The sequence below is a fragment of the Bradyrhizobium sp. MI1.3 genome (assembly GCF_055811695.1).
In genome coordinates, this window is the sequence record NZ_JBVVPQ010000009.1 from 90,287 (window position 1) to 114,865 (window position 24,579).

38 protein-coding genes are annotated in these 24,579 nt (G+C 62.1%); all 38 read right to left on the bottom strand.

Annotated elements, in window-relative coordinates; translation table 11 throughout:
- Position 1: 1 nt before the first annotated feature.
- Entirely contained in the window at positions 2 to 352 is a 351-nt protein-coding gene (locus AC0L3A_RS08815; RefSeq protein ID WP_473254115.1) for an SH3 domain-containing protein, read from the bottom strand.
- The gene (locus AC0L3A_RS08820; protein WP_473254116.1) at positions 349 to 849 is read right to left on the bottom strand and encodes a hypothetical protein; all 501 of its coding nucleotides are present in this window, start codon (positions 847 to 849) and stop codon (positions 349 to 351) included. The genes AC0L3A_RS08815 and AC0L3A_RS08820 overlap by 4 nt, the downstream gene beginning before the upstream one ends.
- 41 nt (positions 850 to 890) lie before the next feature.
- The gene (locus AC0L3A_RS08825) at positions 891 to 1,175 is read right to left on the bottom strand and encodes a hypothetical protein (RefSeq protein WP_473254117.1); all 285 of its coding nucleotides are present in this window, start codon (positions 1,173 to 1,175) and stop codon (positions 891 to 893) included.
- The gene (locus AC0L3A_RS08830; protein WP_473254118.1) at positions 1,138 to 1,335 is read right to left on the bottom strand and encodes a helix-turn-helix domain-containing protein; all 198 of its coding nucleotides are present in this window, start codon (positions 1,333 to 1,335) and stop codon (positions 1,138 to 1,140) included. The genes AC0L3A_RS08825 and AC0L3A_RS08830 overlap by 38 nt, the downstream gene beginning before the upstream one ends.
- A complete protein-coding gene (locus AC0L3A_RS08835; protein ID WP_473254119.1) occupies positions 1,332 to 1,532 on the bottom strand; it encodes a hypothetical protein in 201 nt (66 codons plus the stop codon). The genes AC0L3A_RS08830 and AC0L3A_RS08835 overlap by 4 nt, the downstream gene beginning before the upstream one ends.
- 3 nt (positions 1,533 to 1,535) lie before the next feature.
- The gene (locus AC0L3A_RS08840) at positions 1,536 to 1,832 is read right to left on the bottom strand and encodes a hypothetical protein (protein ID WP_473254120.1); all 297 of its coding nucleotides are present in this window, start codon (positions 1,830 to 1,832) and stop codon (positions 1,536 to 1,538) included.
- Complete coding sequence (locus tag AC0L3A_RS08845) at positions 1,829 to 2,110, bottom strand: hypothetical protein (RefSeq protein ID WP_473254121.1); 282 nt, start codon at positions 2,108 to 2,110, stop codon at positions 1,829 to 1,831. The genes AC0L3A_RS08840 and AC0L3A_RS08845 overlap by 4 nt, the downstream gene beginning before the upstream one ends.
- Positions 2,107 to 2,616, bottom strand: coding sequence for a hypothetical protein (locus AC0L3A_RS08850; RefSeq protein WP_473254122.1), 510 nt, complete (start codon positions 2,614 to 2,616; stop codon positions 2,107 to 2,109). The genes AC0L3A_RS08845 and AC0L3A_RS08850 overlap by 4 nt, the downstream gene beginning before the upstream one ends.
- A gap of 9 nt (positions 2,617 to 2,625) precedes the next feature.
- Complete coding sequence (locus AC0L3A_RS08855) at positions 2,626 to 3,012, bottom strand: helix-turn-helix domain-containing protein (RefSeq protein ID WP_473254123.1); 387 nt, start codon at positions 3,010 to 3,012, stop codon at positions 2,626 to 2,628.
- Positions 3,013 to 3,032: 20 nt separating this feature from the next.
- Positions 3,033 to 3,380 (bottom strand): hypothetical protein, encoded by a 348-nt coding sequence (locus AC0L3A_RS08860; protein WP_473254124.1) that lies wholly within the window; start codon positions 3,378 to 3,380, stop codon positions 3,033 to 3,035.
- A gap of 7 nt (positions 3,381 to 3,387) precedes the next feature.
- Positions 3,388 to 4,050, bottom strand: a complete 663-nt coding sequence (locus tag AC0L3A_RS08865; protein ID WP_473254125.1) for a helix-turn-helix domain-containing protein — start codon at positions 4,048 to 4,050, stop codon at positions 3,388 to 3,390.
- 373 nt (positions 4,051 to 4,423) lie between these two features.
- Complete coding sequence (locus AC0L3A_RS08870; protein WP_473254126.1) at positions 4,424 to 4,795, bottom strand: hypothetical protein; 372 nt, start codon at positions 4,793 to 4,795, stop codon at positions 4,424 to 4,426.
- A 3-nt stretch (positions 4,796 to 4,798) separates the two neighbouring features.
- The gene (locus AC0L3A_RS08875) at positions 4,799 to 5,176 is read right to left on the bottom strand and encodes a hypothetical protein (RefSeq protein WP_473254127.1); all 378 of its coding nucleotides are present in this window, start codon (positions 5,174 to 5,176) and stop codon (positions 4,799 to 4,801) included.
- Entirely contained in the window at positions 5,176 to 5,439 is a 264-nt protein-coding gene (locus AC0L3A_RS08880) for a hypothetical protein (protein WP_473254128.1), read from the bottom strand. The genes AC0L3A_RS08875 and AC0L3A_RS08880 overlap by 1 nt, the downstream gene beginning before the upstream one ends.
- A gap of 16 nt (positions 5,440 to 5,455) precedes the next feature.
- Positions 5,456 to 5,779, bottom strand: a complete 324-nt coding sequence (locus AC0L3A_RS08885; RefSeq protein ID WP_473254129.1) for a hypothetical protein — start codon at positions 5,777 to 5,779, stop codon at positions 5,456 to 5,458.
- Entirely contained in the window at positions 5,776 to 6,396 is a 621-nt protein-coding gene (locus tag AC0L3A_RS08890; protein WP_473254130.1) for a hypothetical protein, read from the bottom strand. The genes AC0L3A_RS08885 and AC0L3A_RS08890 overlap by 4 nt, the downstream gene beginning before the upstream one ends.
- Positions 6,396 to 8,156 carry a hypothetical protein gene (locus AC0L3A_RS08895; RefSeq protein ID WP_473254131.1) on the bottom strand — a complete coding sequence of 587 codons (1,761 nt, stop codon included), beginning with the start codon at positions 8,154 to 8,156 and terminating at the stop codon, positions 6,396 to 6,398. Before AC0L3A_RS08895 ends, AC0L3A_RS08890 begins: the two co-directional genes overlap by 1 nt.
- Entirely contained in the window at positions 8,153 to 8,497 is a 345-nt protein-coding gene (locus tag AC0L3A_RS08900; RefSeq protein ID WP_473254132.1) for a hypothetical protein, read from the bottom strand. Before AC0L3A_RS08900 ends, AC0L3A_RS08895 begins: the two co-directional genes overlap by 4 nt.
- Positions 8,498 to 8,500: 3 nt before the next feature.
- Positions 8,501 to 8,833: a hypothetical protein gene (locus tag AC0L3A_RS08905; RefSeq protein ID WP_473254133.1), complete on the bottom strand. Its 333-nt coding sequence runs from the start codon at positions 8,831 to 8,833 to the stop codon at positions 8,501 to 8,503.
- On the bottom strand, positions 8,826 to 10,100 hold the full coding sequence (locus AC0L3A_RS08910) for a hypothetical protein (protein ID WP_473254134.1): 1,275 nt from the start codon (positions 10,098 to 10,100) through the stop codon (positions 8,826 to 8,828). Before AC0L3A_RS08910 ends, AC0L3A_RS08905 begins: the two co-directional genes overlap by 8 nt.
- Before the next feature lie 87 nt (positions 10,101 to 10,187).
- Positions 10,188 to 10,964 (bottom strand): YmfQ family protein, encoded by a 777-nt coding sequence (locus tag AC0L3A_RS08915; protein WP_473254135.1) that lies wholly within the window; start codon positions 10,962 to 10,964, stop codon positions 10,188 to 10,190.
- Entirely contained in the window at positions 10,961 to 12,094 is a 1,134-nt protein-coding gene (locus AC0L3A_RS08920) for a baseplate J/gp47 family protein (RefSeq protein ID WP_473254136.1), read from the bottom strand. The genes AC0L3A_RS08915 and AC0L3A_RS08920 overlap by 4 nt, the downstream gene beginning before the upstream one ends.
- 3 nt (positions 12,095 to 12,097) lie before the next feature.
- Complete coding sequence (locus tag AC0L3A_RS08925) at positions 12,098 to 12,616, bottom strand: phage GP46 family protein (RefSeq protein WP_473254137.1); 519 nt, start codon at positions 12,614 to 12,616, stop codon at positions 12,098 to 12,100.
- A 3-nt stretch (positions 12,617 to 12,619) separates the two neighbouring features.
- Complete coding sequence (locus AC0L3A_RS08930) at positions 12,620 to 13,420, bottom strand: phage baseplate assembly protein domain-containing protein (RefSeq protein WP_473254138.1); 801 nt, start codon at positions 13,418 to 13,420, stop codon at positions 12,620 to 12,622.
- An 11-nt stretch (positions 13,421 to 13,431) separates the two neighbouring features.
- Positions 13,432 to 14,499 carry a phage baseplate assembly protein gene (locus AC0L3A_RS08935; protein ID WP_473254139.1) on the bottom strand — a complete coding sequence of 356 codons (1,068 nt, stop codon included), beginning with the start codon at positions 14,497 to 14,499 and terminating at the stop codon, positions 13,432 to 13,434.
- 165 nt (positions 14,500 to 14,664) lie between these two features.
- Positions 14,665 to 15,132 carry a hypothetical protein gene (locus tag AC0L3A_RS08940; protein ID WP_473254140.1) on the bottom strand — a complete coding sequence of 156 codons (468 nt, stop codon included), beginning with the start codon at positions 15,130 to 15,132 and terminating at the stop codon, positions 14,665 to 14,667.
- 2 nt (positions 15,133 to 15,134) lie between these two features.
- Positions 15,135 to 15,803 carry a hypothetical protein gene (locus tag AC0L3A_RS08945; protein ID WP_473254141.1) on the bottom strand — a complete coding sequence of 223 codons (669 nt, stop codon included), beginning with the start codon at positions 15,801 to 15,803 and terminating at the stop codon, positions 15,135 to 15,137.
- A complete protein-coding gene (locus AC0L3A_RS08950; protein ID WP_473254142.1) occupies positions 15,800 to 16,348 on the bottom strand; it encodes a DNA circularization N-terminal domain-containing protein in 549 nt (182 codons plus the stop codon). Before AC0L3A_RS08950 ends, AC0L3A_RS08945 begins: the two co-directional genes overlap by 4 nt.
- Positions 16,345 to 18,774, bottom strand: coding sequence for a peptidoglycan recognition protein family protein (locus AC0L3A_RS08955; protein WP_473254144.1), 2,430 nt, complete (start codon positions 18,772 to 18,774; stop codon positions 16,345 to 16,347). Before AC0L3A_RS08955 ends, AC0L3A_RS08950 begins: the two co-directional genes overlap by 4 nt.
- 163 nt (positions 18,775 to 18,937) lie before the next feature.
- Positions 18,938 to 19,381 carry a phage tail assembly protein gene (locus AC0L3A_RS08960; RefSeq protein ID WP_473254145.1) on the bottom strand — a complete coding sequence of 148 codons (444 nt, stop codon included), beginning with the start codon at positions 19,379 to 19,381 and terminating at the stop codon, positions 18,938 to 18,940.
- Complete coding sequence (locus AC0L3A_RS08965; RefSeq protein WP_128941060.1) at positions 19,378 to 19,743, bottom strand: phage tail tube protein; 366 nt, start codon at positions 19,741 to 19,743, stop codon at positions 19,378 to 19,380. The genes AC0L3A_RS08960 and AC0L3A_RS08965 overlap by 4 nt, the downstream gene beginning before the upstream one ends.
- A 28-nt stretch (positions 19,744 to 19,771) precedes the next feature.
- Positions 19,772 to 21,337: a phage tail sheath C-terminal domain-containing protein gene (locus AC0L3A_RS08970; protein ID WP_473254146.1), complete on the bottom strand. Its 1,566-nt coding sequence runs from the start codon at positions 21,335 to 21,337 to the stop codon at positions 19,772 to 19,774.
- A 34-nt stretch (positions 21,338 to 21,371) separates the two neighbouring features.
- Positions 21,372 to 21,722 (bottom strand): hypothetical protein, encoded by a 351-nt coding sequence (locus AC0L3A_RS08975; RefSeq protein ID WP_473254147.1) that lies wholly within the window; start codon positions 21,720 to 21,722, stop codon positions 21,372 to 21,374.
- Entirely contained in the window at positions 21,719 to 22,372 is a 654-nt protein-coding gene (locus tag AC0L3A_RS08980) for a hypothetical protein (protein WP_473254148.1), read from the bottom strand. Before AC0L3A_RS08980 ends, AC0L3A_RS08975 begins: the two co-directional genes overlap by 4 nt.
- Before the next feature lie 3 nt (positions 22,373 to 22,375).
- Entirely contained in the window at positions 22,376 to 22,771 is a 396-nt protein-coding gene (locus AC0L3A_RS08985; protein WP_473254150.1) for a hypothetical protein, read from the bottom strand.
- Complete coding sequence (locus tag AC0L3A_RS08990) at positions 22,723 to 23,094, bottom strand: hypothetical protein (RefSeq protein ID WP_473254152.1); 372 nt, start codon at positions 23,092 to 23,094, stop codon at positions 22,723 to 22,725. The genes AC0L3A_RS08985 and AC0L3A_RS08990 overlap by 49 nt, the downstream gene beginning before the upstream one ends.
- Positions 23,087 to 23,725: a phage head-tail connector protein gene (locus tag AC0L3A_RS08995; RefSeq protein WP_473254153.1), complete on the bottom strand. Its 639-nt coding sequence runs from the start codon at positions 23,723 to 23,725 to the stop codon at positions 23,087 to 23,089. The genes AC0L3A_RS08990 and AC0L3A_RS08995 overlap by 8 nt, the downstream gene beginning before the upstream one ends.
- Positions 23,725 to 24,579: collagen-like protein (locus tag AC0L3A_RS09000; protein ID WP_473254154.1), on the bottom strand; the 855-nt coding region annotated here is incomplete at its 5' end. The genes AC0L3A_RS08995 and AC0L3A_RS09000, both read right to left, overlap by 1 nt.

Consider the following 24,579-nt stretch of genomic DNA (forward strand, 5'->3'; position numbering starts at 1 on the left):
CTCACTCGCAAGGAAACCACTTGACGTAGCAGTCGCTCACCCAGCCTTGGGTCGGCTTTGCTGACTGCTTTCCGTCTAGTCGTGGAATGCTCGTCACATGGGTCCAGCGGGTGCCCTTGCCGCAAATAGACAAGTCGCCGCGTGTCTCGCATTGAGCGGTGTCCACGTCCAGCTTCTCGCCTTGCTTCAATTTCGCGACAACCTCGGCGTTAGCCATTGGCGCTTTACGCAAGGCGAGAAATCCGTCAGGGGTTTTCAAAACCACTGCGCAACCGTCAGCGGCGGCGTTGGCGGTCAGTGGTGCCATTGCGAGCATGAGCAGGCCGCACCATATTCCCCATCGGTTGGTCATTCGATCACCGCCTTTGCTCTGCCGCCCAGCGCCTGCAGTATCTGATCGAACGTATGCGTGGGCGTAGGCTTCATGCCGCTTCTGATCTCGTGCCATTGCCCCTCGATATCGAACGGCGGCGCGAAGATCACCAGCGCATCTTTGGCATTGTAGCGCACGATCGTAGCCACGCCCGCCTGGGCGCGTCGAAACATCCAGCGCCGGAGCGTAGGATCGCGGTGCGCTTCGGGATGGCGCGGATCGATCCAGACCTGCGCGACCTGAATGTTCTGCGGCGGCTCACCCTCGGGCGTGATGGTGATGAAGTCCGGCATCACGTCGATCACGTAGTGCGATCGATCGGGCCGCGACAGATCGGCAGTGTCGTCATTGACCAGCCAGCGGCAATTCCAGATCGCGCACTCGTTTGGCATTTCGGGTCGATGATAGACCGCGCAGCCCTTGTGGAATTTCTGAAACTTGCAGGCCACGCCCGCCGCCTTTTGCAGTGGCGGCACCGGCAGCAGCCTGCAGCACAGCTGGCAGTCTCCGCATTGCCTCATTGCTTGGTCCCTCGCCAGTCCTCGCCGACCTGACCGGCATCGATCATCTCTTCGATCACGATCGGCACCAGATCGCGCACCATATCGACAACCAGCTCCAGCGCTGCCGGGCGCATCTCGGGCGCATGGCCAGCCACGAGGATCGCCAGCAGCTGGCCCAGCGTAGCGCCGACAATCTCGGGATCGATGCCCGCGAAGACCGGCTTCAGCAGCTCGACCAGCTCATTAGCCGCCCGCGTCGCTTCATCCGCGCGTTCTTCGGTATCGATCATGACTTCCATTCTCCGCCTTGAGCGCGAGATCGATGGACAGCTCGGCATGGCCGCGCAGCACATTCGATAGCGCGGGCCGCGCGATCTGCAGCTGGCGGGCGGCATCGGTCACCGTCAAGCCGCATTGCATGATGATCGCCTTGTGCAGGCGCTGCGATACTCTGCTCATTCCAGCACCTTCGGGAACATATCTTCGCGCCACTGGCTTTCGCTATCGATGCGCTCGATCGAGAGCATCAGGCCGCGCCAGTGCGCGACATTGAAGCGCTGGCCGCAGCTGACGCACTTCGAGGTTTTGCGACAGTCCTCCGCATGGTCCTGGGCGAAAGATAAAACCGCCGCAGTCCAGACAATTGAAGCCGCCACCGCTCATTGCATCTGGCTCCCATCAGGCTGGAATGACATCAGCTCGGTGCGCTGGCTCAGCTTGATCAGCTTGACCTGCTTGCCCGATAGCGCCGACAGCTTCTGCGCCCACGGGATCAGCGACTTCATGCGCGCTTCATCGGCGGCGATCAGCGGCCCCAGCGATCCGGGGCCTGCGATCGGCGCGGCGCAGACGCCTTCGCCGGTTTCGTCGATCGAGACGAACATATAGATCGCATCGATGCGCAGCAGCTCGTTCGGCGGCGCGTGGACGTAGGTCGGACCCTCATCATCGCTCATAGCCATGTCTCGACAACCTTGGGAGGATCGCCGGGTGATCTGGTCAGGCAGACCAACCCGGCATGGCCCAGCACCTTGCGCAGCTTGTCCAGATCGCCGCTGATGCAATGGGCAGTCGGCTGGTCGGCGACGAAGCACCGCGCGACATATTCTTCATCGGGGAAGTCCAGCGGGTGATCATAAATCGTCCACATCGCCAGCTGCCCCGTCTGATAAGCGCGGTGGTTCAGATGCGCGACAAAGCCGAGCGGATCATCAGGCGGATCATCAATGCTCATTGCACCGTCCCTCGCACCGGCAGCATGCCGACCATGCGGCCCTCGGAAGTTATAGACGCGCCTTGCGGCACGTGCGGCAGGTCATTCACGGTCTGCAGCGGCCCGAGAGATGGCTTGCCCTTCGGCGGCCTGATGATGTTGCGCGCGGCGATGATCTGGCCGTAGTCGCGATCCTCGCCCTGTATCTGCACCACTTCGACGCGATCAGGATGCTCGGCAAGGCCCTTGCGGAAAATCTCCTCCTGCTCCTCGGGCCTGATCATGCGATTCAGCGTCCATGCCTCGCCGATATAGACGTAGCGGATCACGTCGCGCAGATCGAAGAACGAGCGGATCATCGCCGCCGCCATGTCCTTGCCGAGATAGGTCGGGTGCGGCTCGATGATGGTTTGCCCATCGGAGCAGACCGCGTGCCACATCGGTGCTATCTCGCCTTTCTTGGCGAAGCATCGGTCGCAGAAGGCGGATGCATGATCGAGCATCCGCCGCAGTTCCCTTTCGCTCATCGTTAGAGCCTACGAGCCGGCCAGCGTCCGCGCGAGCTGAATCACGCCCTTGCGCAAACTTGGGCTGTTGATGTGCATCATGGCTTCGACGATGTCCGCGCCATCCTTGGTCGCCATGAACTTGGCGAAGCGCGAAACGACGGGCGTCTTTTTGCTGTCGCCGCTGAGATCGCCCATGAAGTAAGCCATGTCCACCTTCAGGAAGTCGGCGATCTGCTGCAGCCTGCCTACGCCGACGCGGTTCACGCCCTTCTCGTATTTCTGTATCTGCTGGAAGCTGACGCCAAGCGACTCGGCGAGCTGCTGCTGGCTGAGCTTCTGCTCCAGTCGGCGGGCGCGAATCCGATTGCCGACAATGCCATCGATCGGCCCGCTGCCTCGCTTGGTCTGCTTCATAATTCTCTTCCCGTTCGCCATCACTTCCTCCCGCCGTTCCGCTTTTTGGCGGGCTTCGGCTTTGCTGCCTTCATTTGCTTTTCACGCTTCGCCAGCCAGTCCGCGCCCGCCTTGCGCTCGGTCTCGACATCGATGTCCTTTTTCTTGACAAACTCCTCCTGATAGCCGAGCGAAGTGACCACCGCTGCGATCGTGACGTGCTGCGGCTTGCGCGTCGTACCATTGAACCAATTGTCGAGAGTCGCGGTCGCGACGCCCGATATCTCGTGGACGATCTTCAGCTTTTTGATCAGGCCCTCGTCCTGCACAAGCGTGCGGACCTTGTCGATGATCGGGTCTTTGTCGATGTAGTTATAAGTCCGATACATCCGCATCTCAGCCATGGGTCACCGCCTGCAGTTCGATCTTCTGTCCCTTGGCAGTCAGCTCGTAGCCGGTGCCGTTCTTCCTGATCAGGCCGCCATCCTTGGCACGTGCCAGCACGCCCGAGACGCTCTTCGGCGACATGCCTTGCGCTGCCATTCGCTTGCGCAGATCGATGGGAGTCAGCGGGCCTGCATCAAGCGCGGCGCGCAGCACGATGTTGCCCGAGCCGGGCTTGGCGCGGCCTGCAGGGCCATGCGCGACCTGCGCGCCTGCCGGGGCTGGCAGCGCCAGCGCGCCGCCCAGCTGCGACTTCGCCCTGGCTGTAAGCTGATGTGTGCCCTTTTCTTCGCCCGCTTCGGTGAGGCCTTTCTTTTTCAGCTGATGCACCGCGCCATAGGCCCGCGACTTTGCGCCGCCGACTTCTTGGCTGATCGCGCGGATATGCATCGGCCCGCGCTGCAGCAGCAGCTTGAGGACTTGCTGCTCGGCGGTGCCGCCGTTGTTGCGCACCTTCGCCACTTTATCGGCAAGCCGCTTTACGCCTGCGCCTTGGCCGCCATGGCCGAGATCGAGATGCAGCTTCGCTATACCAGGCATCTCATTCAGCTTGCGCAGCACCGGGCCGAGCAGCAGCTCTTCCACCTCAAGCGTGATCGGAAATGTTTTCGGCATCGCTAAAGTCCCCTTTTGCGAGAACAACGGTTACAGGTCAGCGATGTGCAGCTTGTCTGGGGCAGAAGGCGTCGATCGGCTTACGAGGCCGCGCAAGTTTGCCGTGTGCCGTAGTTGCACATTGCTATCCAGGGAGGTCTCGCGCAGGCCCCAGCGAGCGCGAGAGAAGGCCGAGGAGGTATTAAGATAATTCAGATCATTGTGGTTGTATAGCGGCGAAATGCTCGCTGGTTATGTTTTGCCCATGGGCGTTTTGCCCACCCCCTTGTCGCTGCAGAGCAAAAAAAAGCCCCGCCGAAGCGGGGCCGCAGGTCAGGGAGATGGGTCGCCAAAATGGCCATGGCCAAAATGGTCAGTCGGTTGCGCGACTCTGTCAGACAGGTCGATCAAACACGCGCCAGCGGTCAAGCTTCGCGGCGCGGGCCGCGATCAAGCGCGGCAGCAGCATGCCACGCCTCGCCATCTCCACATCGACCATTCGATACTCTACCTTGAAGCACTGCATCGGAATGTTCGGCGTCCCGACTTCGGTGTGCGGGTGATTGACCGGCACTTGCATCACGCAGGCGACTGCCTGATCGAGCCGGTCGAACAGCATCGCCTCGCGCACATCATAGGTGAACCACGTCTGCCCTTCGCCCCTGTTCCAGTCCGGGTCATAGGCCTTGAGGTAGGCACGCTCCATCCAGCCATCTGGGCCGACATAGATCGGGCCAGAACAGACGATGGTGACCTTGACCGGCATCTCTCACTGCGCCTGCTTGGGCTCGGCGATTGCCCTCGCGGCGGGCGGGGTCCTCGCCGCTGCAAATGCCATCGAGCGCGCATCCCAGATCGAGGCCAGCGCGAACTCGATGTCGCCATCGGGCACGTTGGAGCCGAGCGACGCAGGGTCTTGCTCGATAGCCGCAGCGATGGTCGGGTTCGATGAGATAGCATGCGCGGCAACCAGCTGCGGCTTCTCGTCGCCCCGGATCACCAAGGCGGCATAGTCAATGCGCTCCTCGTGGTGCGCGGTGCCAGGGTCTTCGCTGGCGACGTTCTGGGCCACCTTGAACATGATCATCATGACGCGACCCGCGAACGTGGGATCGGAGGCAGTTGCGATCAGATCGAGTGCGGACATCAGTTCACTCCGAGAATTTGTGCAGCGGTCTTTGCCGGTTTGCTGTCGAGCGCCGGGTTGATGTTGCCTTTGGCTGTCGCGGCGTTCCAGAGATCGACATAGGGCTGATACGGCGAGAAGTCGGTGATCATGCTATTCGGCAGGCGGCCCGTTGCGGGATCGGTTCGATGTTCTTCCTCCCCGACCGTGTCGTACCATTGCATCGCATGGATGTTCTGCTCGATCAGCGCCGAGCAATCGACCCTTTGCAGCTTGCCGTCCACGACGACGACATTATCGTCAACGATGATCGAGACGCGCACCGCCAGCCTCCGTCAGTGATGGTCCATCGGGCAGCCGTCTTGATGCAGCGATCTTTGCCGCATCGATCATGCCATTGCGAAGGGTCTCCATGGCGACCGTGGTGCCGCGCGATACCTGGGCGTTCTCGACCAGCAGCATCGGCAGCAGCGCAATGGCGCAGCGCCAGTCGTCGATCATCTCCTCGCTCTGCGGATTTTTGCCGCGCACCATCGTCCACCATGGGCACTTGTGGCAAACCGTGCTCATGTCCTTCTTGTGCAGCGGGCAGATGCCGCCTTCGTCAGCGTGCGGTATTTTCATGCTCGGCTCGCTATGATCATATCGACGTACTGCATCTGCATCGTGATGGGATGGTTGTGCGATCCGCCGCCCGTGTTGGTCGAGGTGACGGAGAGATTGTTGTTACCGAAATGGCTACTGGTGATCATGGTGTTGGCAGAACCGACGCCGCCGATCACCCAGACGTTGGTCGCGCCATTCGCGACTTGATAGCTGGTGTAGGTGCCAGAAACGCCAAAGTATTCCATCGCGAAGTTGCCGTTGCCGGCGGGATAGACGTAGATGGTGTTCGTTCCGCCTGAAGCAATGCCAGCCGGAAGGCCCGCGAGCGGCAGCGTGGTGTTGCCGACGACACTCTGCGCCATCACCGTTGAGAACGGATTGCTGCCGCCGCTACCGCCGCCGACACCGGAGACCACGCGCAGCGCCTTGTCGTTATGCGTGGCATCCTGCACCCAGCCAGCCGGGGCCGCCGCCTGATAGAACAGCATCTTGGTGCCGCTCGGGATGATGTCAAGCGCGCTGCTGCTGGTGGTCCACTTCTCGCCGTCCCAGCGATAGACCGGCACGCCCGCGACCGGAGGCGTCGGATAGAGCTGGCCGAAAGTGGGGCTGCTGGGAAAGTCGAGCGCCGCCATTACGTCATCAACTCCTCAACGTTGTGGTTCCACGCGAGGTATTGGATGTTGCCCGTTCCAGAAGACGCATTCGTCGCGAGGAGCTTGTACATCACCTGCGCCGTCGTGCGCGGCCAGTCGTAAACTGTCTGGTGCCAGTCCCCAATGGCGTCAGTCGTCGCCGCCGTGTAGAAGTTGCTGTTCGAGAATGACACGACAGTGCTGTCGCGCTTGAAACTGATTTGACCCTGCTGGTGCGCGATAGCGGCGCGCAAATAGATGTAGCCATCTGCAGAGACGCGCGTGAAGTTGCATGCCGAACTCAAGGTGATCGGCGTTGCCGGTGAACCCAGCTCTACCGGCGTCAAGCTGTTCAGCGTAGCGCCGCCAACCGCCTGATTAAAGATGTGCTGAAGAACCGTTCCGGGGCGCGGCGTGCTCTGCGTTACGATCTCAATCACACTGGGCAGGTTGACCCATTGCCCAGCTGTTGCTTGACCGGCCTCGAAAGCCGCGTAAGCAAGCCAGCGCCAGAACTTGCCGGTGATCGCGGCCGCAGCATAGAAGGTGTGAGCGCCGTTGCCCGGTGGCGTCGTGCAGGATGCGACGGCATGCTCACCAGGATTGACAATGCTGTAGTAGCTGACTGCGTTGCTGCAGACGCGCACCGCGAGCCGCACCGTACCGCCATCATCGAACGCCGCAATCCAAAGTCGGAACGGCAAACCGTTTCCAGTGCCAAGCGTGGCACCACCCGGAATAGTAATCGACAATGGCGCTGTGATAGCGCGCACCACCGGAATGCCGGTGACGGCTTTGAACTTCAGATAGACTGGATTGCTTGGTGACGGATCAGCGGCAGTTATTGGCGTCTTCAGCGAAAAGGTAATCGCGCCAGCAGCAACCGCCACACTGAAACAATATCCGAACTCATCGTTCGCATCGACATATTGCTTACTCGCAGCATGCAAGGCTGACGAAGGCGCGGCGGCCAGCGACAGCGCGCCGGTCATTGTGTCGCCGCTCTTCTGCACGAAGGCGTTTACGTCAGGCGCGGCGACCGCGATCACCCAAGCGGTCGAATTGCCGTCATTGTATTTGATGTAGAACTGGCCGTTGATCGAGTTCCACCACAGCGATCCATCAGGCGTGCCGACTGGCGGCGTTGGGCTGACGTAGACTGTCGCGCCACCGGCTGGGCCTGCGATACCTTGCGGCCCTCTGATGTTGCCGACCGGCGATCCCCACGACGAACCGGAATAGCTGTAAACGTCGCCGTTGGTGGTGTTGAGATAGTTGTCCTCGGCCTGCGCACCCGCGATGCTGCCCGGTGCGCCTGCGCCCTCGTACCAGAGCGAGCCGCGAACACCTTGGACACCTCGGACACCTTGGACGCCCTGAATACCTTGGTCGCCCTTGTCTCCCTTGTCTCCCTTCGGTCCCTGCGGCCCCGGATCGCCAACCAGCGAAGCACCGGGAGGCCAGACACCACCAGCCTTCGGGCCGTACATGATGTCGGTCTCGGTGTCGTAATAAAAATCACCATCATGGCCGATGTCGCTTGCAGGCGGCGCGGTGCCATAAAGGATTGCAGTGCCGTCGCGACCGGGAGGCCCTTGATTGCCTTGCGGACCCGCAGGACCGGCTGGACCTGGCGGCCCTTGCTCCTGCACCTGAATGACTTCGGTCTCGAAATCGGTCTTGACCAGAATATCGTCGTCGGGCTCAGCACTGATCGTGACATCAGCCTGATTGGTGACGACGACTTCATCGAAACTCATCGGCTCGGTCCAGCATTGTTGGTGAGCATCCCAGACCAGATGCGCAGATGCATGCCGCTATAGATGCGGATCAGCGAGTGCTCATAATCGCCGACCGGCAGCTCCACCAGCTTGGCTTTGGTGATCAGCACGGTGAACTTGCCACCTGCTGCATCAACGATGGCGAGGCTGCCGTTCTCAGTGGTCAGCAGCATTTCCTCGACAACATCTTCCGCACGTTTGCGGATGCCCATCTTCAGGGTGCTGCCGGTCAGATTAATCGGCGCACCCTCAAGGGTCTGGTAGAGAAACTGCCGGTAGAAGTCGGCATCGTTCTCAACGGTGATGTTGACGATTGCCATCGTTCATTTGTCCGGTGGTTTGCTGCTCACTTTGTAGGCTAGCGGTGTGCCAGCGATTGGCTCGCCTCCGACTTTGATGTCGTAACTTTCGAGCACCGCCTGCAGCGCCGCGTCGGTCTGTGCGCCAGCCTCGTCGCGCGGCCATTCCGTTGGCGGCCCGCCCTCCAGCCACGCGACATAATCTGGATCATCAGCCGTCAGCGCAGCGCGCCTCTTGCTTCCCCAGATGCGGCCATCCTCGGCGAGCCAATACCAATCCACAAAATTGTACTGGCGCATTGCGAAAGCCAACAATTCTCGCGGTGTTGCCTCTAACGGCTTCTGCTCATCAGACATATTGTCCTCCGCTCGATTGCACACCAGCGACCGTGCCGGGATAGTAGTTCGCGCCGCCGCCAGAAGTGTTGATAACGCCATTCATTGCGACGTTGTATTTTGTCCCGGTGACGTTGCCGTAGCCGGTGATCGAGGTCCAATAGAAGTTGGTTACGCCTTGCTGCGAGGCATTGATGAAGGTGCCGATGTTGATCGCATTGGGCATGCTGACGTAATGAGGTGCTATCGCCGGTGATGTCTCAACTGATGCTGCGAAGAAACAGTTGATGAAGCCCGCCGATGCGTAGGCGTTGCCGCTTGAGCCGCCGGAGATAACAGTGTTGCCAGAAGGCACCCAGGATGCCGTGCGCGTGACGCCGACCTGATAGCCGCTCGATTGACCGAACTCGACGTTCTGCGAGTAAAGCCGCACTTGGTAAGCGAGGAACATATCGCAGCCCGGATCGCCGGGATCGGCGCCGCTCGCGGTCATTTTGAAGCCGCTGAGATTGACCTGACCCGGCCTAACGAACTGGATCGCGGTGCGGTTGGTGCCAACAAGCAAGCACGATGCAGGCGCAGCGGAGTTACCGGTCCAAATCAGAGAGCCAGCGCCACCGGGGCACTGGACATAAATGCTCTGCCCCGGAACGCCGTAGCTGCCATTGGCAACGTGAACAGTAATGCTGAAATTGTTCAAATTATACTTGGTGCATTCATTCGCAGCGCGCTGGCATGTCGCAAATGGACCCTTGTTGGTGCCAGCGACCAGCGTCGTTGATGAACCGTCATAGGTCGTATCGTTGCCGGTAGCGCCGTTGACGTAGAGGTCGCGCGGTGCGGTGAGATAGACCGGGCCACCGCCCGATCCGCCGCCGCCAGCGTAGGACGACCAGACCAAATGGAAGTAAACGCCGTCAAAGACGAAGCAGCAGATGGCGTTGATCTTCAGCTCGCCAGCCTGCAGCTCGCTATTGTCAGCCGGATGCTTGATCGGTTTCGGCCCCAGCGCATTGCAGTTGAGCGTTGAGGCACCGGAGTTGGTGTTGCCGATCTTGCAGACCACCGTCATGTATTTGAAGTAGGCGGTCGGTGCGGGTGCCATCGTCACCTGATACTGGTTCGAGGTGCCAGCATCATCGTCGGAGTAAAGCAGCGTGCTCTGCACCGCTTTGGCTAGCTGGTGCAGATCGGCGTTGTCAGGCGCGGCGATCCCGGCGTGCGTGATCAGGTTGACAATCTCGCGCTGCGGATACTCAATCGAAGCCGCTGGCGGGATCGATCCCATCGTGCCGGTGGAGGGGTTGCCATTGATGTACGGCGCGTTCGGATCGCTGACGCCATAGGGCTGGTTATACTTCATAGGCTTCCCCCGTCAGGGCGTCCCTTCCATCGGATCGCCGGGATTCAGGTTGGTGTAATCGAAGATGATTTCGGTGTGCGCTGGCTTCCATCGGTTCAGCAGGCACTCCAGATCGTCAGCGAGGCCGATCTTCAAATGCGGATCGAGGCCGGTCTGTCCCTTGGTGACGCGGAACCAGATCAGCGAGGCCTCATGGACATGCACGGTCCAATAGAAGCGGTTGGTATCGGGGCCGAGCCCGTAATAGGGCCACTCACTCAGCTCGCCTTCTTCGAGCGGCGCATCGCCGACCGCGTTCATGATCGGGTTGCCCCACTCGTTGTACATCATGGGGTCAGGCGCACCTGCAGCGCCGTAGACGCGCGCATCGCCGACGCGATCAATGCCGACCACGAACGTGCGATACTCGGTGATTGTGATTGAGTAACCGATCATCTCGGCGACCGCGATGAAGAACTCGCGGCTCTGCGCGCCCTGCATCGTCATCCGCATCACCAGCGCGAGCTGGCGCTCGCCGATGGTCTGCGGCTCCTCATAGCAGGGGTCAGGCAAGCCCCAGTTGCGTTCCCAGTCTGGCAGCAACTCGACGGTCTGGCGCGGATCGCTCTCGCGCTCCAAGAGATCGGCGGCGCGGCCATCGACAAAGCCCCAATAATCGCAGAGGCCAGTGATGCCACGCACCAGCGTGCTATCGGGAGCATGCTTCGGCCACGCTTGGCCCTGCGGCAGCAGCGAGAGGAAGGAGTCGCGGTAGTCGGAGCCAAGCCTGCGGATATGCCGGTCGCTCACAGCTCGGCCCCGGCTTCATAGAGGATGGTGCCGAGCACCGCCATGTGGCCGAGCGACGGCATCACATAATCGTCGTTGGTGACCAGATTGAAGGAGATCACGCTCGGCGCGTTCATGATCGCGTAGGAGACCCACGCGGCATAGATGGTCTGTCCAGGCGCTGCCATCTGGAACAGCATGTCGCGGATGCTCTGCTCGACTTCCTCCTGCACCTCGGTGGTATTTGGCACCAGCTCGTGGATCGTGATGTCGATGAACTGCTTGATCGGCGCGAGCACATAGCAATCCTTCACGGTGACGGGCCGCTTGGTATTGATGTAGTCGTGAACGATCCGGACATCCTCGGCGGTCGGCCAGCCGTCATTGTCGGCGCGCAGATCATCCATCAGGAATCGAACGGTGATGGTGCCGACGCCTTGCTCGGGCGCGGCCCATGCGCGGGTGACGCCGGGGACCTGCAGCGCCCATGCCACATAGTCGGCCTGCGAGCCACCCATCGGCGGGTTGCGGATGCGCTGCAGGATGCGCATGCGCAGCTGCTCATCGGTCTCGGTATCGGTGCCGCCCGTCAGATGCACAACGGTCGCGGTGGTGCTGACGCCGGGGACCAGATTCTGGCCCATCGAGAGCGCGGAGCCATCTTCGAGATTCCCGATCTTGCCGGGATCGAGCGCGCGGATCGAGCCGACGACAGGCGAGAACGCCGAGGTGGTGATCTCCTCCATCGTCTCGAAAGTCACGACTTGGTTCGGGCTGTCGGTATTGGCAGGCATGCCGACGCCGCTCTGCAGCTGCGTGCCAATCGGGATGATGCTGCCGTCAATCACGCCTTGGAAGCTGGCGGTGCCGCTCGCCAGCGTGGCCATCTTGCGGCCCGTCGAGCCATCGGCATTGACCAGCCAGATATCGCCGTGCCGATCCAGCCACTCGGTCTCGGCGGTGTCAGGCAGCAGCTGCAGCGAAAGCCAATCGACATACTGCAGTGTCAGATGGCAGAGCGCGCCTTGATTGTCCGAGAGCACGCGCAGCACGCTGTTCGGCACATTGGCATCGGCTCCAGGCAGCGATGCATTGACGGCATCGCGCACCAGCGAGCGGACATCTCGCAGCGTCGGCGTTGACCAAGGCATGCTCTACGGCCCCATTGCATCCCAAAGAATTTGATACTGCAGCTCGACCGGCTGCAGCGGCCCGCGAAATATTCGGAGCAGTGCGTCGATGCGCTGCTTGTCCACGCGAGTGGCGATCACCTCAAAGCTGGTGCAGATTTTGTGAGCGACGAATGGCTGCATCGCATCGCGGATATAATTTTCGGCGGCGGTCAGCGTCGAGCCTTGCTGCGCAGATGCCGGCGCAATCTTCGAGCGGCGCAACAGCCAGAGCTTCGAGCCGATGGGCCAGCCGTTCCAGATCAGCTCGGCGTCGAGATCGCCCCACCAGCCGCAGCGGTCGTTGCTGTCAGGATCGGGCAGCAGATCATTTTTTCCAGCCAGCGCATTGGTGCCGAGCGCCACGCAGACCGCAGTCGCCAGCGCCTGGGTATCGTCAAGCGTGCCATTCGGCAGCAGCTGCCAGTCGAGCGTGACGGATTGCTGGTTGGGAAAGAAGTTCGACTGCACCAGACGAATGTCGGGGACATTGGCGCGGGCCATGGCTCAGCCGATCTTGCCCTTGCTGTTGATGCACGGCCCGCTCAGCGTGGCGAGGAAGTCGAAAGAGCCTTTGCCGGATTCGCCGCCGACATAGACGTTCTTGTCGCTGTGGACATGCACATAGGTGTTGCCGTCATCGAGCATCGAATGAACCTGCTTGCCCGCGATCCGGCTTTTGTCCTTGGTGACATCGATGAAACGCTTGGCCTTTTCGTTGTCCTTTTTCAGCGCTTCCTGACCGCGCTTCTGCTTGCCGCCTTGCTGGCCTGATCCGCCATCGCCGCCGCTCTCGGCCCGCGCCGATACGCCAGCGCCGCCGCCTGATCCCGATCCGCCGCCTTGCTCCTGCGTGTCATTGCTCTCGCTGTCGCTATCGAGCAGCGCCATGCGCAGCGTCTTGTCCTGCGGCGCGCTCCAGAAGCCGCCATCCTTCGTCATGTGGAATTGCTGCTTGTCGCCGCGCCCGCGAAACAGCGCGGTGTCGCCTTTTTCCAGCTTGTACATACGGTGGCGGCGATCATCCATCGGGCCTGCGACCGGGAACGAGCGGTTGCCGCCCATGAAGCCGATGAAGGTCTCGGCGCTGGCCTTTACCTTACCGTCCTTGTCCTTCTCGGCATCGAACACCACCGAGGTGAAGCCATAGTTCTGCGGGCTCTCGACCTCCGAGCGGGTCTCGTTGGCCATGAAGTTTCCGCCCATCTCCTGCATCAGCTTCTCGTCATCGACCTTATCGACGACGCTGCGCGAGCCGCCTGCGGTATAGGATCGGATCGAAGTGTTAAGCGGGGTGGCGCGGTGCATGCTTGGCTCCTCTAGCCGGGATTGAAGTTGAGGCCTGATCGCAAAAGGTTCGGGCTCACCAGATCGAGCGTGGTCAGCGAGCCGCCGTTATTGTCTTGGGTGAACGTCACGTTCTGCGCGGTGAGATTGTTGTTCAGCATCGCCATCGGCGAGTAGACCGAGACATCATCGCCCGCATGCCAGAGGCTGGAGCCATCGCGCAGCCAGCCCTGCACCACGATGGTCGCCTGAATCTTGGTGCCCTCGTGCCAGATGTTCTCGTTCTTGGCGCGGTTCTGCAGCTCGGCCTGCGTCTTCACCGGCTGCTCGCAAGGCGTGATCAGCTTGCAGAAGACTGGCGAGGTGCCGCCGACAATGGCCTTCATCTCGCTGGCAGCGGTGCCCGAGTTGTCATCGCTGGCGGGAGCCTGCCCATCGACGCGCATCTCGGTATAGGTATGCTCCTCGGTGATGATGCACTGGCAGCTCTTGATGTTCTGCCCTTCGACCAGCTGAGCCTTGACCGCGCCCGCATGCTCGCCGATCAGCAGGAAATTGCCGTGGCTATCGGAGCCAAGCACCACGCCGCGAGGCCTCGCGATGCGTTCGAGGAAGTCCCAGATCAGCTCACCTTTCTCGTTCTGCAGCTTGGCGAACGGCGTGAGATCAAGCTGGCCGATCACCTTGAGCCCGACCGGATAATCCTTCAGCACTTCCTGCGCGACCTGCTGGATGTTCTTTTTGTCGAAGTTGCCGGTCTTGGTATCGACGCTTGATCGCGCAGGCCAGGCGGTGGCGCTTTTGCCGATCAGCATCACGCCGTGCTGGTTGGCGTCGTATGCGACCTGCCGCGTCTCGATATAGCCGGTGACCGCGAGCTGCCCCGCCAGCGTGACCTCGCATTTATCTCCGGGCTTGAACTGCAGTTTCTGGATCATCGGGAAGATTGCCGATGTTTTGAAAATCGGGTCGCGCTCGGCTGCAGTGAAGCGAAACACCGTGGAGGAATCGGCCCAGCGCTCCTGCACCCAAACCGATTCCCAATCATCGAACTGCGCGCCAGCGACTTTAAGAACGGCGATCTCTTGAGGCTTTGGCATGCGTCACCAGCGGGCGGCCATAGAGCACGCCGTTCTTTTCGCGGTACTCGTAGTCATCCATGGTCGGCCCCGGACATTTGCACTCGGCATAATCGATGCCGCAGACGGGGCAGTTGCCGTCCTCATCGCAGTCGGCAGCGAAGATGACGCGCTGCCATCTTCTGCTCACGGCGCTGGCGGGTTGATCGGTTCCTGTTCGCCGACCGGCTGGATTGAGCCCGCGACCGCTTCGCCCGCCACGACCATGATGTCGCAGATGGTGAGCAGCTCGCGCACGCCTTCGCCGAGATCGGCGTCGGCCTTCGCGCTGACTTGCGTCCGCCCCGGCTTCTTCGGGATCACCTTGCAGATTGTGCCGTCATCGGGATCGACCTCGATGTCGGCGATCTCGGGGTTGGCCGGAAACCATTCGACCGCGCCATCGACCTGCGCAGGATTGCCCGCGCCATCGACGTAAGAGACTTGCATTTTGACGGTGTGGTCTGCGGGCAGGTTGTACATAACGTGGCTCCCTTCTGCGGTTATGATGAACGCACCGAATGCAATGGTGATCTCGATGTGCCCGACCGCAGGCGCGGGCACCTCCATGATCTGCAGTGGATTTTTGAAAACGATCTCGACGCGCTCGACCATGGTCAGGCCGATAGCGCGAGGCCGAGCCTCGGGCAGAATGCCGGATGCACGACCTTGTTCTCCTCGCGCAGCTCATCGCAGCGCGAGGCATCGTCATAGAGCCGATACGCCATTACCAGCGACGGCAGCGGCTCGAAGAACTCAAAGCTGGTCATGCGCGGCAGCGGGCGCGCTGTCGCTACCAGATGGTTGGTCACCGCGCCGTGCAGCGCGACCAGTGTCTGGAAAGTCATTTGATCCATGCTGTCGGCGGCGATCTCCTCGGCATCGCGGAACGGCTGCAGCAGCTGTTCCTTGATCTCGTTGACATCCTGTCGGCTGACGAAGGTCATGCCGCCGATCACGCGGCATTGCGTCGCGAGGCAGAGCCGGATGCCCGCGTCCCTGACCAGCCTGCCGCCGAGACTGACCGGCGACTCCAGCTCGATCTGGATGCGGACATAATTGAGATGCTCGAAAGTCGAGCCTGCCTGCCGCGCCAGATCGAAACAGTTATCCAGCGGCGGCCCGAGCGCATCGTTGATGCAGAGCTTGTACGCATTGGCGCGAGTGTCGCCGATGGCCGTGCGCGCATCGGAACCGGGGCGTCCCTTGGCAGGCACGGTGCCGAGCAGGGCCGCAAGCATCCGATCCGCAATCGGCGCAGCCTCGTCTGCTTCGGCCCGCTTCATGCGTTGATCCCGGTCGGCGGTGGCAGCGGCTGTGCTGACAGGGCGCGCACCACTTGACCGCGCAGTGCCTCGCTCGCCTGGGCGAGCATGGCGGTGGTCGAGATCGCGCCGACCTGCTGCGGATCGAGGCCATATTCCGCGAAGGTCATATCGAAGACGCAATAGCCGCCGAAGCGCTCTTCCTCGCTGAGCCGATAGCGCGGGCAGACAACCTGCTGCGAGGGCTGCGTCGGCAGCTGCAGCGTGCCGGGGCCCTCGGCTTCGAGCTGCTTCATCAGCTCATCGCGGGCGCGGCGGAAGTCGCGGCTATAGAGCGTGTACTCGCTGTCATAGGGAAAGACGATGCAGTAGCCGCGCACGTTGAACTCGCGCGCCGCGCGGCCCATGTCCTCGGCATAGGGCAAATCTTTTTTCGGGAACTGATGCTGCACGATGCGGCGACCGCTCTCGCGGCTGTTGGCCTCGCAGTGGAATCGCGCGCCATTGAACGAGGCCGGCATCAGCGCTCTGCGCCATACCGCAGGCAGATCGAAGACGTTGGTCATTGCAGCATATCCTGCGTTGCGTAACCGCCCTTGGGCCCGCGCGGCGCTTCAGACATTTGCGTCTGGCGGTTGATGTCCACTTTCTTGAACAGACCGGAGCCTTCGGCGCTGACATTCGTGCCCTTCGGCGCGTTGACGTTCACGCCGATGGTGGCAGCGCCTGTCACCTTGTGCTCGGCGACCGTCGATCTATCGAGCTGCCTGCGCGAGCGCTCGGCCAGCGCGGCGCGCTTCGCGGTCATGCCTTCGTCGGCTTCCTTGTGGCCGGGGTTGACTTCGCCGTGCCCCATGATCGGCGTGTCGGGATAGCGCTCGGCCATGAAGCGCGCATAGGCCGCCGCCTGGGCTGGCGTTACATCCTTGTCGTCGCGGGCGATGATCTCCATGCCGACGACATTGCGATTCGAGAGGCCAGCACCTTGACCCCAACCGGTTTTCATGTGCGAAGCACCGGGGCCGCCGGTCTGGACGATGTTGCCTTCGCGATCCATCACATACTGGACGCCGAGGCCGCGCTGCCGCAGCGTATTCTGCACGCCCGCGACTGTGCCGCGCCCGCCTGTATGGTGCGTAATGAAGGCCTTGGGGTCTTCGCCGCCGACCGCCTGAACGCGCGGCGGCAGATCGCCGCCTGCAGCTGTGCCGCCCGCAGGCGTCTCGCCAGCGCCTGCGCCCGAGCCCGCGCCAGCGGTCTGGCCGTTGGGCGGCGTGCCTCCCGGCAGGCCTTCGCGCGGACCAACGCCGACGCGCTTCGCGCCGTGCCATGGGCCCCAGCCGGTTTGCTTCACCTTCTTCATCGCGTAGTCGATGGTGGCGCGCTCGTTCTTCGGATCGAGCGGGTTGAGGCCGGTCTCCTTCTGAAACTCGTTGCCGAGGCCACCGCCTGTATAGAGCTGGAAAGCACCGCCAGATTTGCCGCGATCACCGAGGAAGTCGCGCAGGCCTTCCGATTTTGCCACGCGCACCGCTGTATCGGGATCGACGCCCTCGCGCGCTGCGGCCTCGCGGATATAGGCTTCCATGCCGCGCGGATCGTCGCTCTTGCCGAGCACCATCGGGCCCTTGCCGCTGGGCTGCGCTGGCGTTGATCCTGCACCAGCTCCGGTGCCGGGGCCTGCAGTCTGGCCATTCGGTGCGCCGCCGCCGTAGCCACCAGTGCTCTGGCCGAGATTGGCATAGCCGCCGCCGCCGAAGGCGCGGCCACCAGCGCCGCCGCGAGGGCCGAAGGGCCCGCCGCCACCGGGGCTATAGGCCGCAGGGATGATGCCGCCGCCCATCGCGCCGCCGCCGAAGCCGGTCGGCTGCATGCCGCCGCCGAGGCCGCGTAGCAGGTTGGTCAGCTCCTTCGTCGCCTCGGTGTTTTTCTCCATCTCGGTCGGGATGCGCTCTTTCCAGCGATCCTCGAACGACTGGTTGGGTCCGCCGCCACCAAGACCGAACTTGCCGAACTTCTCCTGAATGCTTTCCTTGGCTGTATCGGGCCGCAACAGTTTCTTTTCCTGCAACTCGTCCCACTTGCTCGTGATGGCGTCGAGCACGCCCTCGGCCATCTTCAGCGCGGTGGTCAGATACGGCACGAATGGCTGCTGCATCTTCTCGACCAACGTCTCATATTTGCTGGTGACTTTTCCCCATTGCGTTGCGAGTTTCTCGGCCTCCGTATTCCGTTGATCGGCGCGTTTCTGCTCTGCTTCGCTCAGCTCCTCCAGCTTGCCCGCATTGGCGAGCTGCGCGTTGTAGCCGAGCATCTGCCAGAACATATTGCGCCGGTTTGCCGCCTCCTGTTCGCTGGCTCCCTGCTTGATGGCGTTGCGGAAAACCTGCTCGCCGCCTTCGCGCGCCACGTTGAGCTGCTGCTGAATGCCTTTAGCGTGGGTCAGGCGCTCGATGAAGGCGTTCATATTGGTGATCGACTCGCGATCAGGCCCCACGTTCTTCAGCAGCTCCAGACGCAGATGACTGCCTTGCCGCTGCAAGTCCGCGATCTTGCCTGAAATGGCGGCAATGCTGGCCGCTGCGGTTTCGCCGGAGATGCCGAACACCTTCAGCTGCTCGATCACGTCCTTGTACTGAGCAGGGTTGACGCCGATCTGCCGAGCCGCCTGATTCAGCGCCCTGATCTTGTCCGCGTATTCGATCAGCGCCTTGCTCTGCCGCGTGATCTCCAGACCGAACAGCGCGATGCCTGCAGCCCCGAGCGCCAGACCGCTGCGCAGCATGCCGAGGCCCTTGTAGGCCTCGCCGACCTCTGCGCCCATCTGCTTTACTTTGCCGGTGATCTCGCCGGTCTCGCGCTTGAACTTGTCGATGTGCTGCTGGCCCGCGCCGCTGCCGAGCTGCTTGATCTCCTCGTTGAGTTTCGCCAGCCCAGCCGAAGCGTTGTCGGCGAGGTTGACGGTTAAGCGTAGCTCTTCCTGTTCAGCCATCAGTCATCATCGCCTGCTGCGGCCTGCTGCTCGCGGTCCAGCTGCGCCGTGCGGTTCATGTGCATGGCGACCTCGCTCAGCGGCATCGACAAAAATGTTTCGGGACTGACATGAAACCAGCGCGCCAGCCGGTAGCAGTCGAGGATGATGTCTTCCTCGCCGCCTACCAGGCCGCTGGATCGGGAAGAAAAAAACGCCGCAGCCGATACGCGCAGCTGTTCCAGTCGCGCGGGTCCATCTCATCGATGAACGGCGGCAGGATGCCGGACAGCGCGGCGATCATGTAGGACATTTTCCGCTCATCGATGATCACGTCGCCTTCCTGATTGACGCGGATCGGATTGCCATAGCGGTTGATGTCGCCAGCGCGCGGCTCGCGCAGCGAGACCTCTCGCACGTCCTCCCCGCGATTGTTGCGAATCGGGCGGTACATCATCTTGACGATGATCGGCCACTCGTCCTGCTCCAGCGGCGGCAGCTCGGCAGGCGAAGGCTCGATCTCGGGCGGCGGCATCGTGCGCTTTGCGCCGCCGCTCGGCGCGATGATCTCGGGCTCGGGCTTCGCCTGATCGTCAACGAAGCCCTCGCGTCTCGGGTTGACGTTCACAGGCTCACCTCCTCACAGGTTACGCCTTCCCACCGCACGCGGACCTGACCGTCGCGGGTATTGTTCTCGAAGCCGCCCTTGCAGGTCGCGCTGGTGAGCACGTACTGCATCCGGTTGGCGAGCTGCGCGACCACCGTGACATCGGTTTCGTTCAGCAGGTCCTCCAGATAGAAGCCGGGAAGCGTCGAGAGATCGCCCTCGATGTAAGGCACGCGCGGCAGCTCCTGATAGCCATGCACGCCATCCTGTCCCGCGATCATGGTTCGCTCGACAGGCGACGGGCTGACGGTGAAGTTGCCGCGCAGCGCCAGCTGATTGCCATCCACTGTCAGGAAGGCGATGCCCGCAATTCTTTGTGCCATTGCTCAGTCTCCTTCTGTGGGATTGCGATCAGACGCCCGAGGCCGCGTTGAACGGCGGCTGCGTCGGGCCGATGATCACGGTGTCGATGCCTCGGTCGTATTGCAGCCGGAACTGCGCCAGGACTGCGAAGATGCGCAGCTGGTTGATCAGATCGGGCGGATAGAGGACGTTGAGGCGGTTAGGGTCGTTGGGATCGCGCTCGACCAGCAGATGCCGCTTGAAGTTCGAGAGGTCTTCGACCAGCCCCGAGTACATATCCTGCTGATATTGCGCGATCAGCTCGGCCTTGATGATGCCGGGCGTGACGATGGCCTGACCGGGGCCGAACTTGGTGCCGTCATTCGCCAGCTTGTGGCGTGGATACTTTGAGGTCACCGCGTGCTTCTGGTTACGCAGCAGCTTGGCCAGCGTAGCCAGCGTCGTCACCAGCTCATAGGCATCATCCGGCTGACCGTAGAGATTGACCTGATACGTGGTCTGCTCTCGCGCGATCATCGGCTGGTTGTCGCCGCCGATCTTCTGGATAGCGAGGCCGGTCGATGCCAGCGAGTTCAGTTCAACGAAGTCGAAGCGCTGATGCACATCTGCCGCCTTGATATCGTTCAAGGTCAGCGCCTGCAGCGGACGCGCGGGATCGTTGATCAGGGCGCGCTGCGCCTTCGCGGCATAGGCCGCCGCCCACTCAAAGCTCGGCGACGGCGAGGCTACCTCGAAGGCCATGACCGACTCGACGGGGCTGTTGAGCGCATCGCCGAAGGTGAGCAGATCGGCATAGGTGCCGCGCTTGGCCGAGAAGACATGGCCGAACAGCTGGCGCTGCCATCCCCAGCGGCCTTGATCGGTGAAGCCGAACTCCTGATCCCAATCGAACAATGAGTTCGTGTCGGTGTACGGCATTGCGACATATTCAAACGGCTCTTCGCCGAGGTTCATGATCGCATCGTCAAAGGCGGGCGTGCCGGTGCCGCCAGTGAGGAACCCGGTTGCCGGCACCGTGATCCCCAGCCCAGGCGGGGTCTGCTCGCCGCCTCTGCTGCCGAAGTAGTTCAGCGAGACGCCGATGTCGTTGGCGTTGATGCTCTTGAAGGTCGAGGTCAGCGTGACCACTCCAGCCGCCGCCGCAGCGGTGACCGGCAGCGTCACATCGTCATTGATCGCGTCGGCAATGGCGGTTGCGATCCCATCGACGGTATCGGTGGTCGCGACGTTGATCGGAACGTGCTCGCCCGCGACATAGAGATGGATGGTGCCTGCAGCCGTCGGCGCGGCGGTGACGGTGATATCGCCAGTGCCTGCAGCTGCGGCGAGCGGCTCCTCCAGCGGCAGGCCCCAGACTTCGTTCGCGAAGTTGTTCTTGAAGAAGGCCTTGAACATTCGCGAAAGCTCGGAGCCTTGGCCGAAGGCGAGATCGGCCTGCGCTTGGCTTCCAATCGGACGCGGAATGTCGAGCTCGGCCTCGCCATCGGCGGTCATCACGCCAACCAGCAGAGCCCGCAGATTGATTGTCGGCAGGCCAGCCATCGACGGATCGACTTCGACCCAATAGAGCGGCACCTTGATGTTGGCGGGAATGTTCGCAAAGCTGATCGGCATGATCGTCTCCTGTCAAAATGAAAACGCCGCCTAATCAGGCGGCGTCGTTGGGTTCATCTGATTGGCGCTGTCGCCGCTCGGGCTCGCGGCGCTCCTCTTGCCGCTGCTGGTGTTCGCGCGCCTGGTCGATTGGCTGCTCGGCCTCGCGTTGCACCGAGCTATCGGCCAGCCTGCGCTTGGTGAAGCGATCATCCGGCCACGTCGCTGCGCCGCTCTCGGGAAAACCGCCGCCGTGCGGATGCTTCATCAGCCGGCGCACATCATCATTGGCAGGCACGACGCGAACGCCCTGTGCAGCCTTTGCCGACCGCATCACTTCCATGCGCTGCTTCGAGCGCAGGCCCCGCAGCGAGGCCTTGCTCAGGCCTTTGCGTTCTTCTCTCATCGTGATCGCTCCTTCTTTGCTGACCGTTTGGAAATGTCGAACAGATACTTGCTCTGAATCTGAGGGCGCTGATCGTAGGGCTGGTCGCCGACGACGGTGGTGACATCGATCTCGCGCAGATCATCGAAGTCGATCGGCGGCCATGTCGTGCGGAAAAAGATCGAAACGTCGTATTGCATCTCGGCGACCGGCGTTTCGTTGTTCAGCGCCGTGCTGCCGTAGACGTATTTGACCGCGCCCCGCGTGATGCTTTCGATGATGGTATTGTCGGGATTGTCGGTCCCGGTGTGCGGGTTCATCGTGTCGAGCAGATTCATGATGTACTGATCGGGCCAGAGCCGATGCATGATCCGCCACCATGCGGCGTTGATCTGCCGCTCGGCGACATCCTGATCATTGTTCGCGACTATCGCAGAGAAGCCGATGCGCAGCGTATGGCTGAAGCGGATCATGCCAGCGTTAGCATCGCCATCAGGCTGCATGATCTCATCGATGATGTAGACGCCCAGGTACGGCAGCAGCTGATGCTGCACGCTCAGCATCTTGGTCTTTCGCATATTGTAGTCGGCGAAGAAGGCGTCGGCCTTCAGGGCATCGAAAAACACGTCGCGGATCACCAGCGAGAACGACTGCGTGTCGGTGATGCCCATGGCTCACATGATGGTTTCATACTTGCGGATCGTGAGCATGGTCTGGCCGCCGCCATCGCTTGATGCATCCACGATCTGATACTCGCCGCGCGGCACGTTGTTGCAATCGCGCGGGATGATGCAGTGATCATTTTGCTCAGGGAGGACGCTGAACTCGCTCTCCCTGATGTCGAGAATCGTGCGCTGATCGGAATAGATTTGCCCGTCGAGCCCAGCGATATCGAGGCTGTAGGTATTGAGGATGCCGCGCCCCGAGAAGTCAGGCGCTCCCGGCTGCGAGACCAGCGGCCTGAACGTGACGGGCACCGCCCAGAAGTCGAAGATTGGGCCCTGCAGCAGCACGTCGAGATTTACGGCCATTTCATTGCCTCGGCTGTCAGCTTCACCATGCGCTGCCACAGCGTCTCCAGCAGCTCGGCGCGCAGGATCGGGCGGTTGCTCCTCACCACAGGGTTGCGCCTTTGCGGCTGATATTTTTTCGGGGCCTGAAACCGCCGCTCACGCTTGCTCGGCGTGCGCGAGCGCGGCCAGATCGAAGTGCTCGCGGTGGTCTCGTTGCTGACGGTCGCGCTATGCGTATTCGGATATTTGCGCTTCATGTCATCGCGCTGCCACGCCTCCAGCTCCTGCGGCACGGCGCTGTGCAGCTCGATGATCTGCTTCTCGTATTTCTGCAGCTTCGCGAGCACGTCATCGACGCCGTCGATCTCGACCTTAAACATAAAACCGCATGTACTTATAAAGCAGCGCGTTGACCGTCTCGGCGGCCTTCGCCAGCCCGCCGCCGCCGCTGCTGCTGCCGCCGCCATCCATGAATTGCACGCGGCTTTCGCGATGGGTGATCGACTTGATGCCGCTCACCGCCGCCTGCGTCATCGACTCGCGAGCGCTCTGGATCAGAAGCCCGGTCGCCTGCTTCAGCGCTGGCGGCGCTTCATCCGGCAGCTCATAACCGCCCGTGTAGGTGACGGTAACCGGCTCTCTCCAGAGCCCGTCGATGCGCAGCTTGCCCGAGCGATTCTCGATCTCGTAAGCTGGAGCCGAGACGAAGCTGCCGCGCGGGCTCTCGACGCTCTCGATATCATCGTCCGCGACCGGATAGTGGGTGAGGAAAAGCCGGGGACAATCGAACGGCATGGTATCGCCGCGCCACGTCTCGGCGACCTTCTCCTTCGCGAAGACGCGGTTGCACATGGTGGCGACCACATCGCTATAATGGTCGATCCACATCTGCAGCTGCTCATCTTCGGAGGTGTCGTCAGCCGAGATGCCGAGAATAGTTTTCACTTCCTCAAGCGTCAGCAGCGCATAGCTCTCGGCGGGCTCGATCACCTTGACCCAGATGTCAGCCATCAGCTGGCCTCGTCATGGAATTGCTCGAACAGTTCGCGCAGCTGAAGCGGCTCGACCTCGGTGCCATCGGACATGATCGGCGTGGCGGTATAGGCCGCGCGGTCGATCTGCCAGCCGATGATCGCCGCTGCAGGTATGCCGCGCTCACCCTGCAGACCGCGCGGGCCGTCCTGTCCCGGCTTGCCTTGCTTGCCCGCGCTGGCAATCAGCTGCCAGCCTTCGCCTGGACATGGCCCCGGATCGTCCGTGCGCGCGATGAAGCTGGAGCCCTGCAGCGCGACAATGTTGAGGAACGAATAGTTGTCGCCCTCGCGATAGGTGCCCATGATCTTCGGCATCGCGGCATCGCGGCCCCGCGCGGCGATCAGCTGCCAGTCATCATGCGGCGGCGTGCGCGCGGTATCGCATCGCGCCTGATAGGTGCTGCCCAGCTGCAGAACGACATCGCCCTCGTAGTGGACAGCACCTTCTTCAAACGCGACTGCAGCGCTCAGCCGCCCCGGTGCGCCGGGCGAGCCATCCTGTCCCGGTAGCCCTTGCTCGCCTTTTTCACCGGGGAGACCTTGACCGCCGATCGGGCCTTGCTCGCCGCGCTCGCCTTTTTCCCCTTGGTCGCCTTTTTCGCCTTGTTCGCCTTTTTCGCCTTGCTTGCCATCTTCGCCTCGCTCTGCTGCTTCGCCCCGCTCACCCTGTAGCCCTTGTTCGCCGCGCTCGCCCGGCAGGCCCTGCGGCCCTTGCACGCCGCGCTCGCCAGCTTCGCCCCGCTCGCCGCGCTCACCCGGTGGCCCTTGCTCGCCGCGCTCGCCCTGCAGGCCTTGCGGGCCTTGCTCGCCTTGCTCACCGCGCTCGCCAGC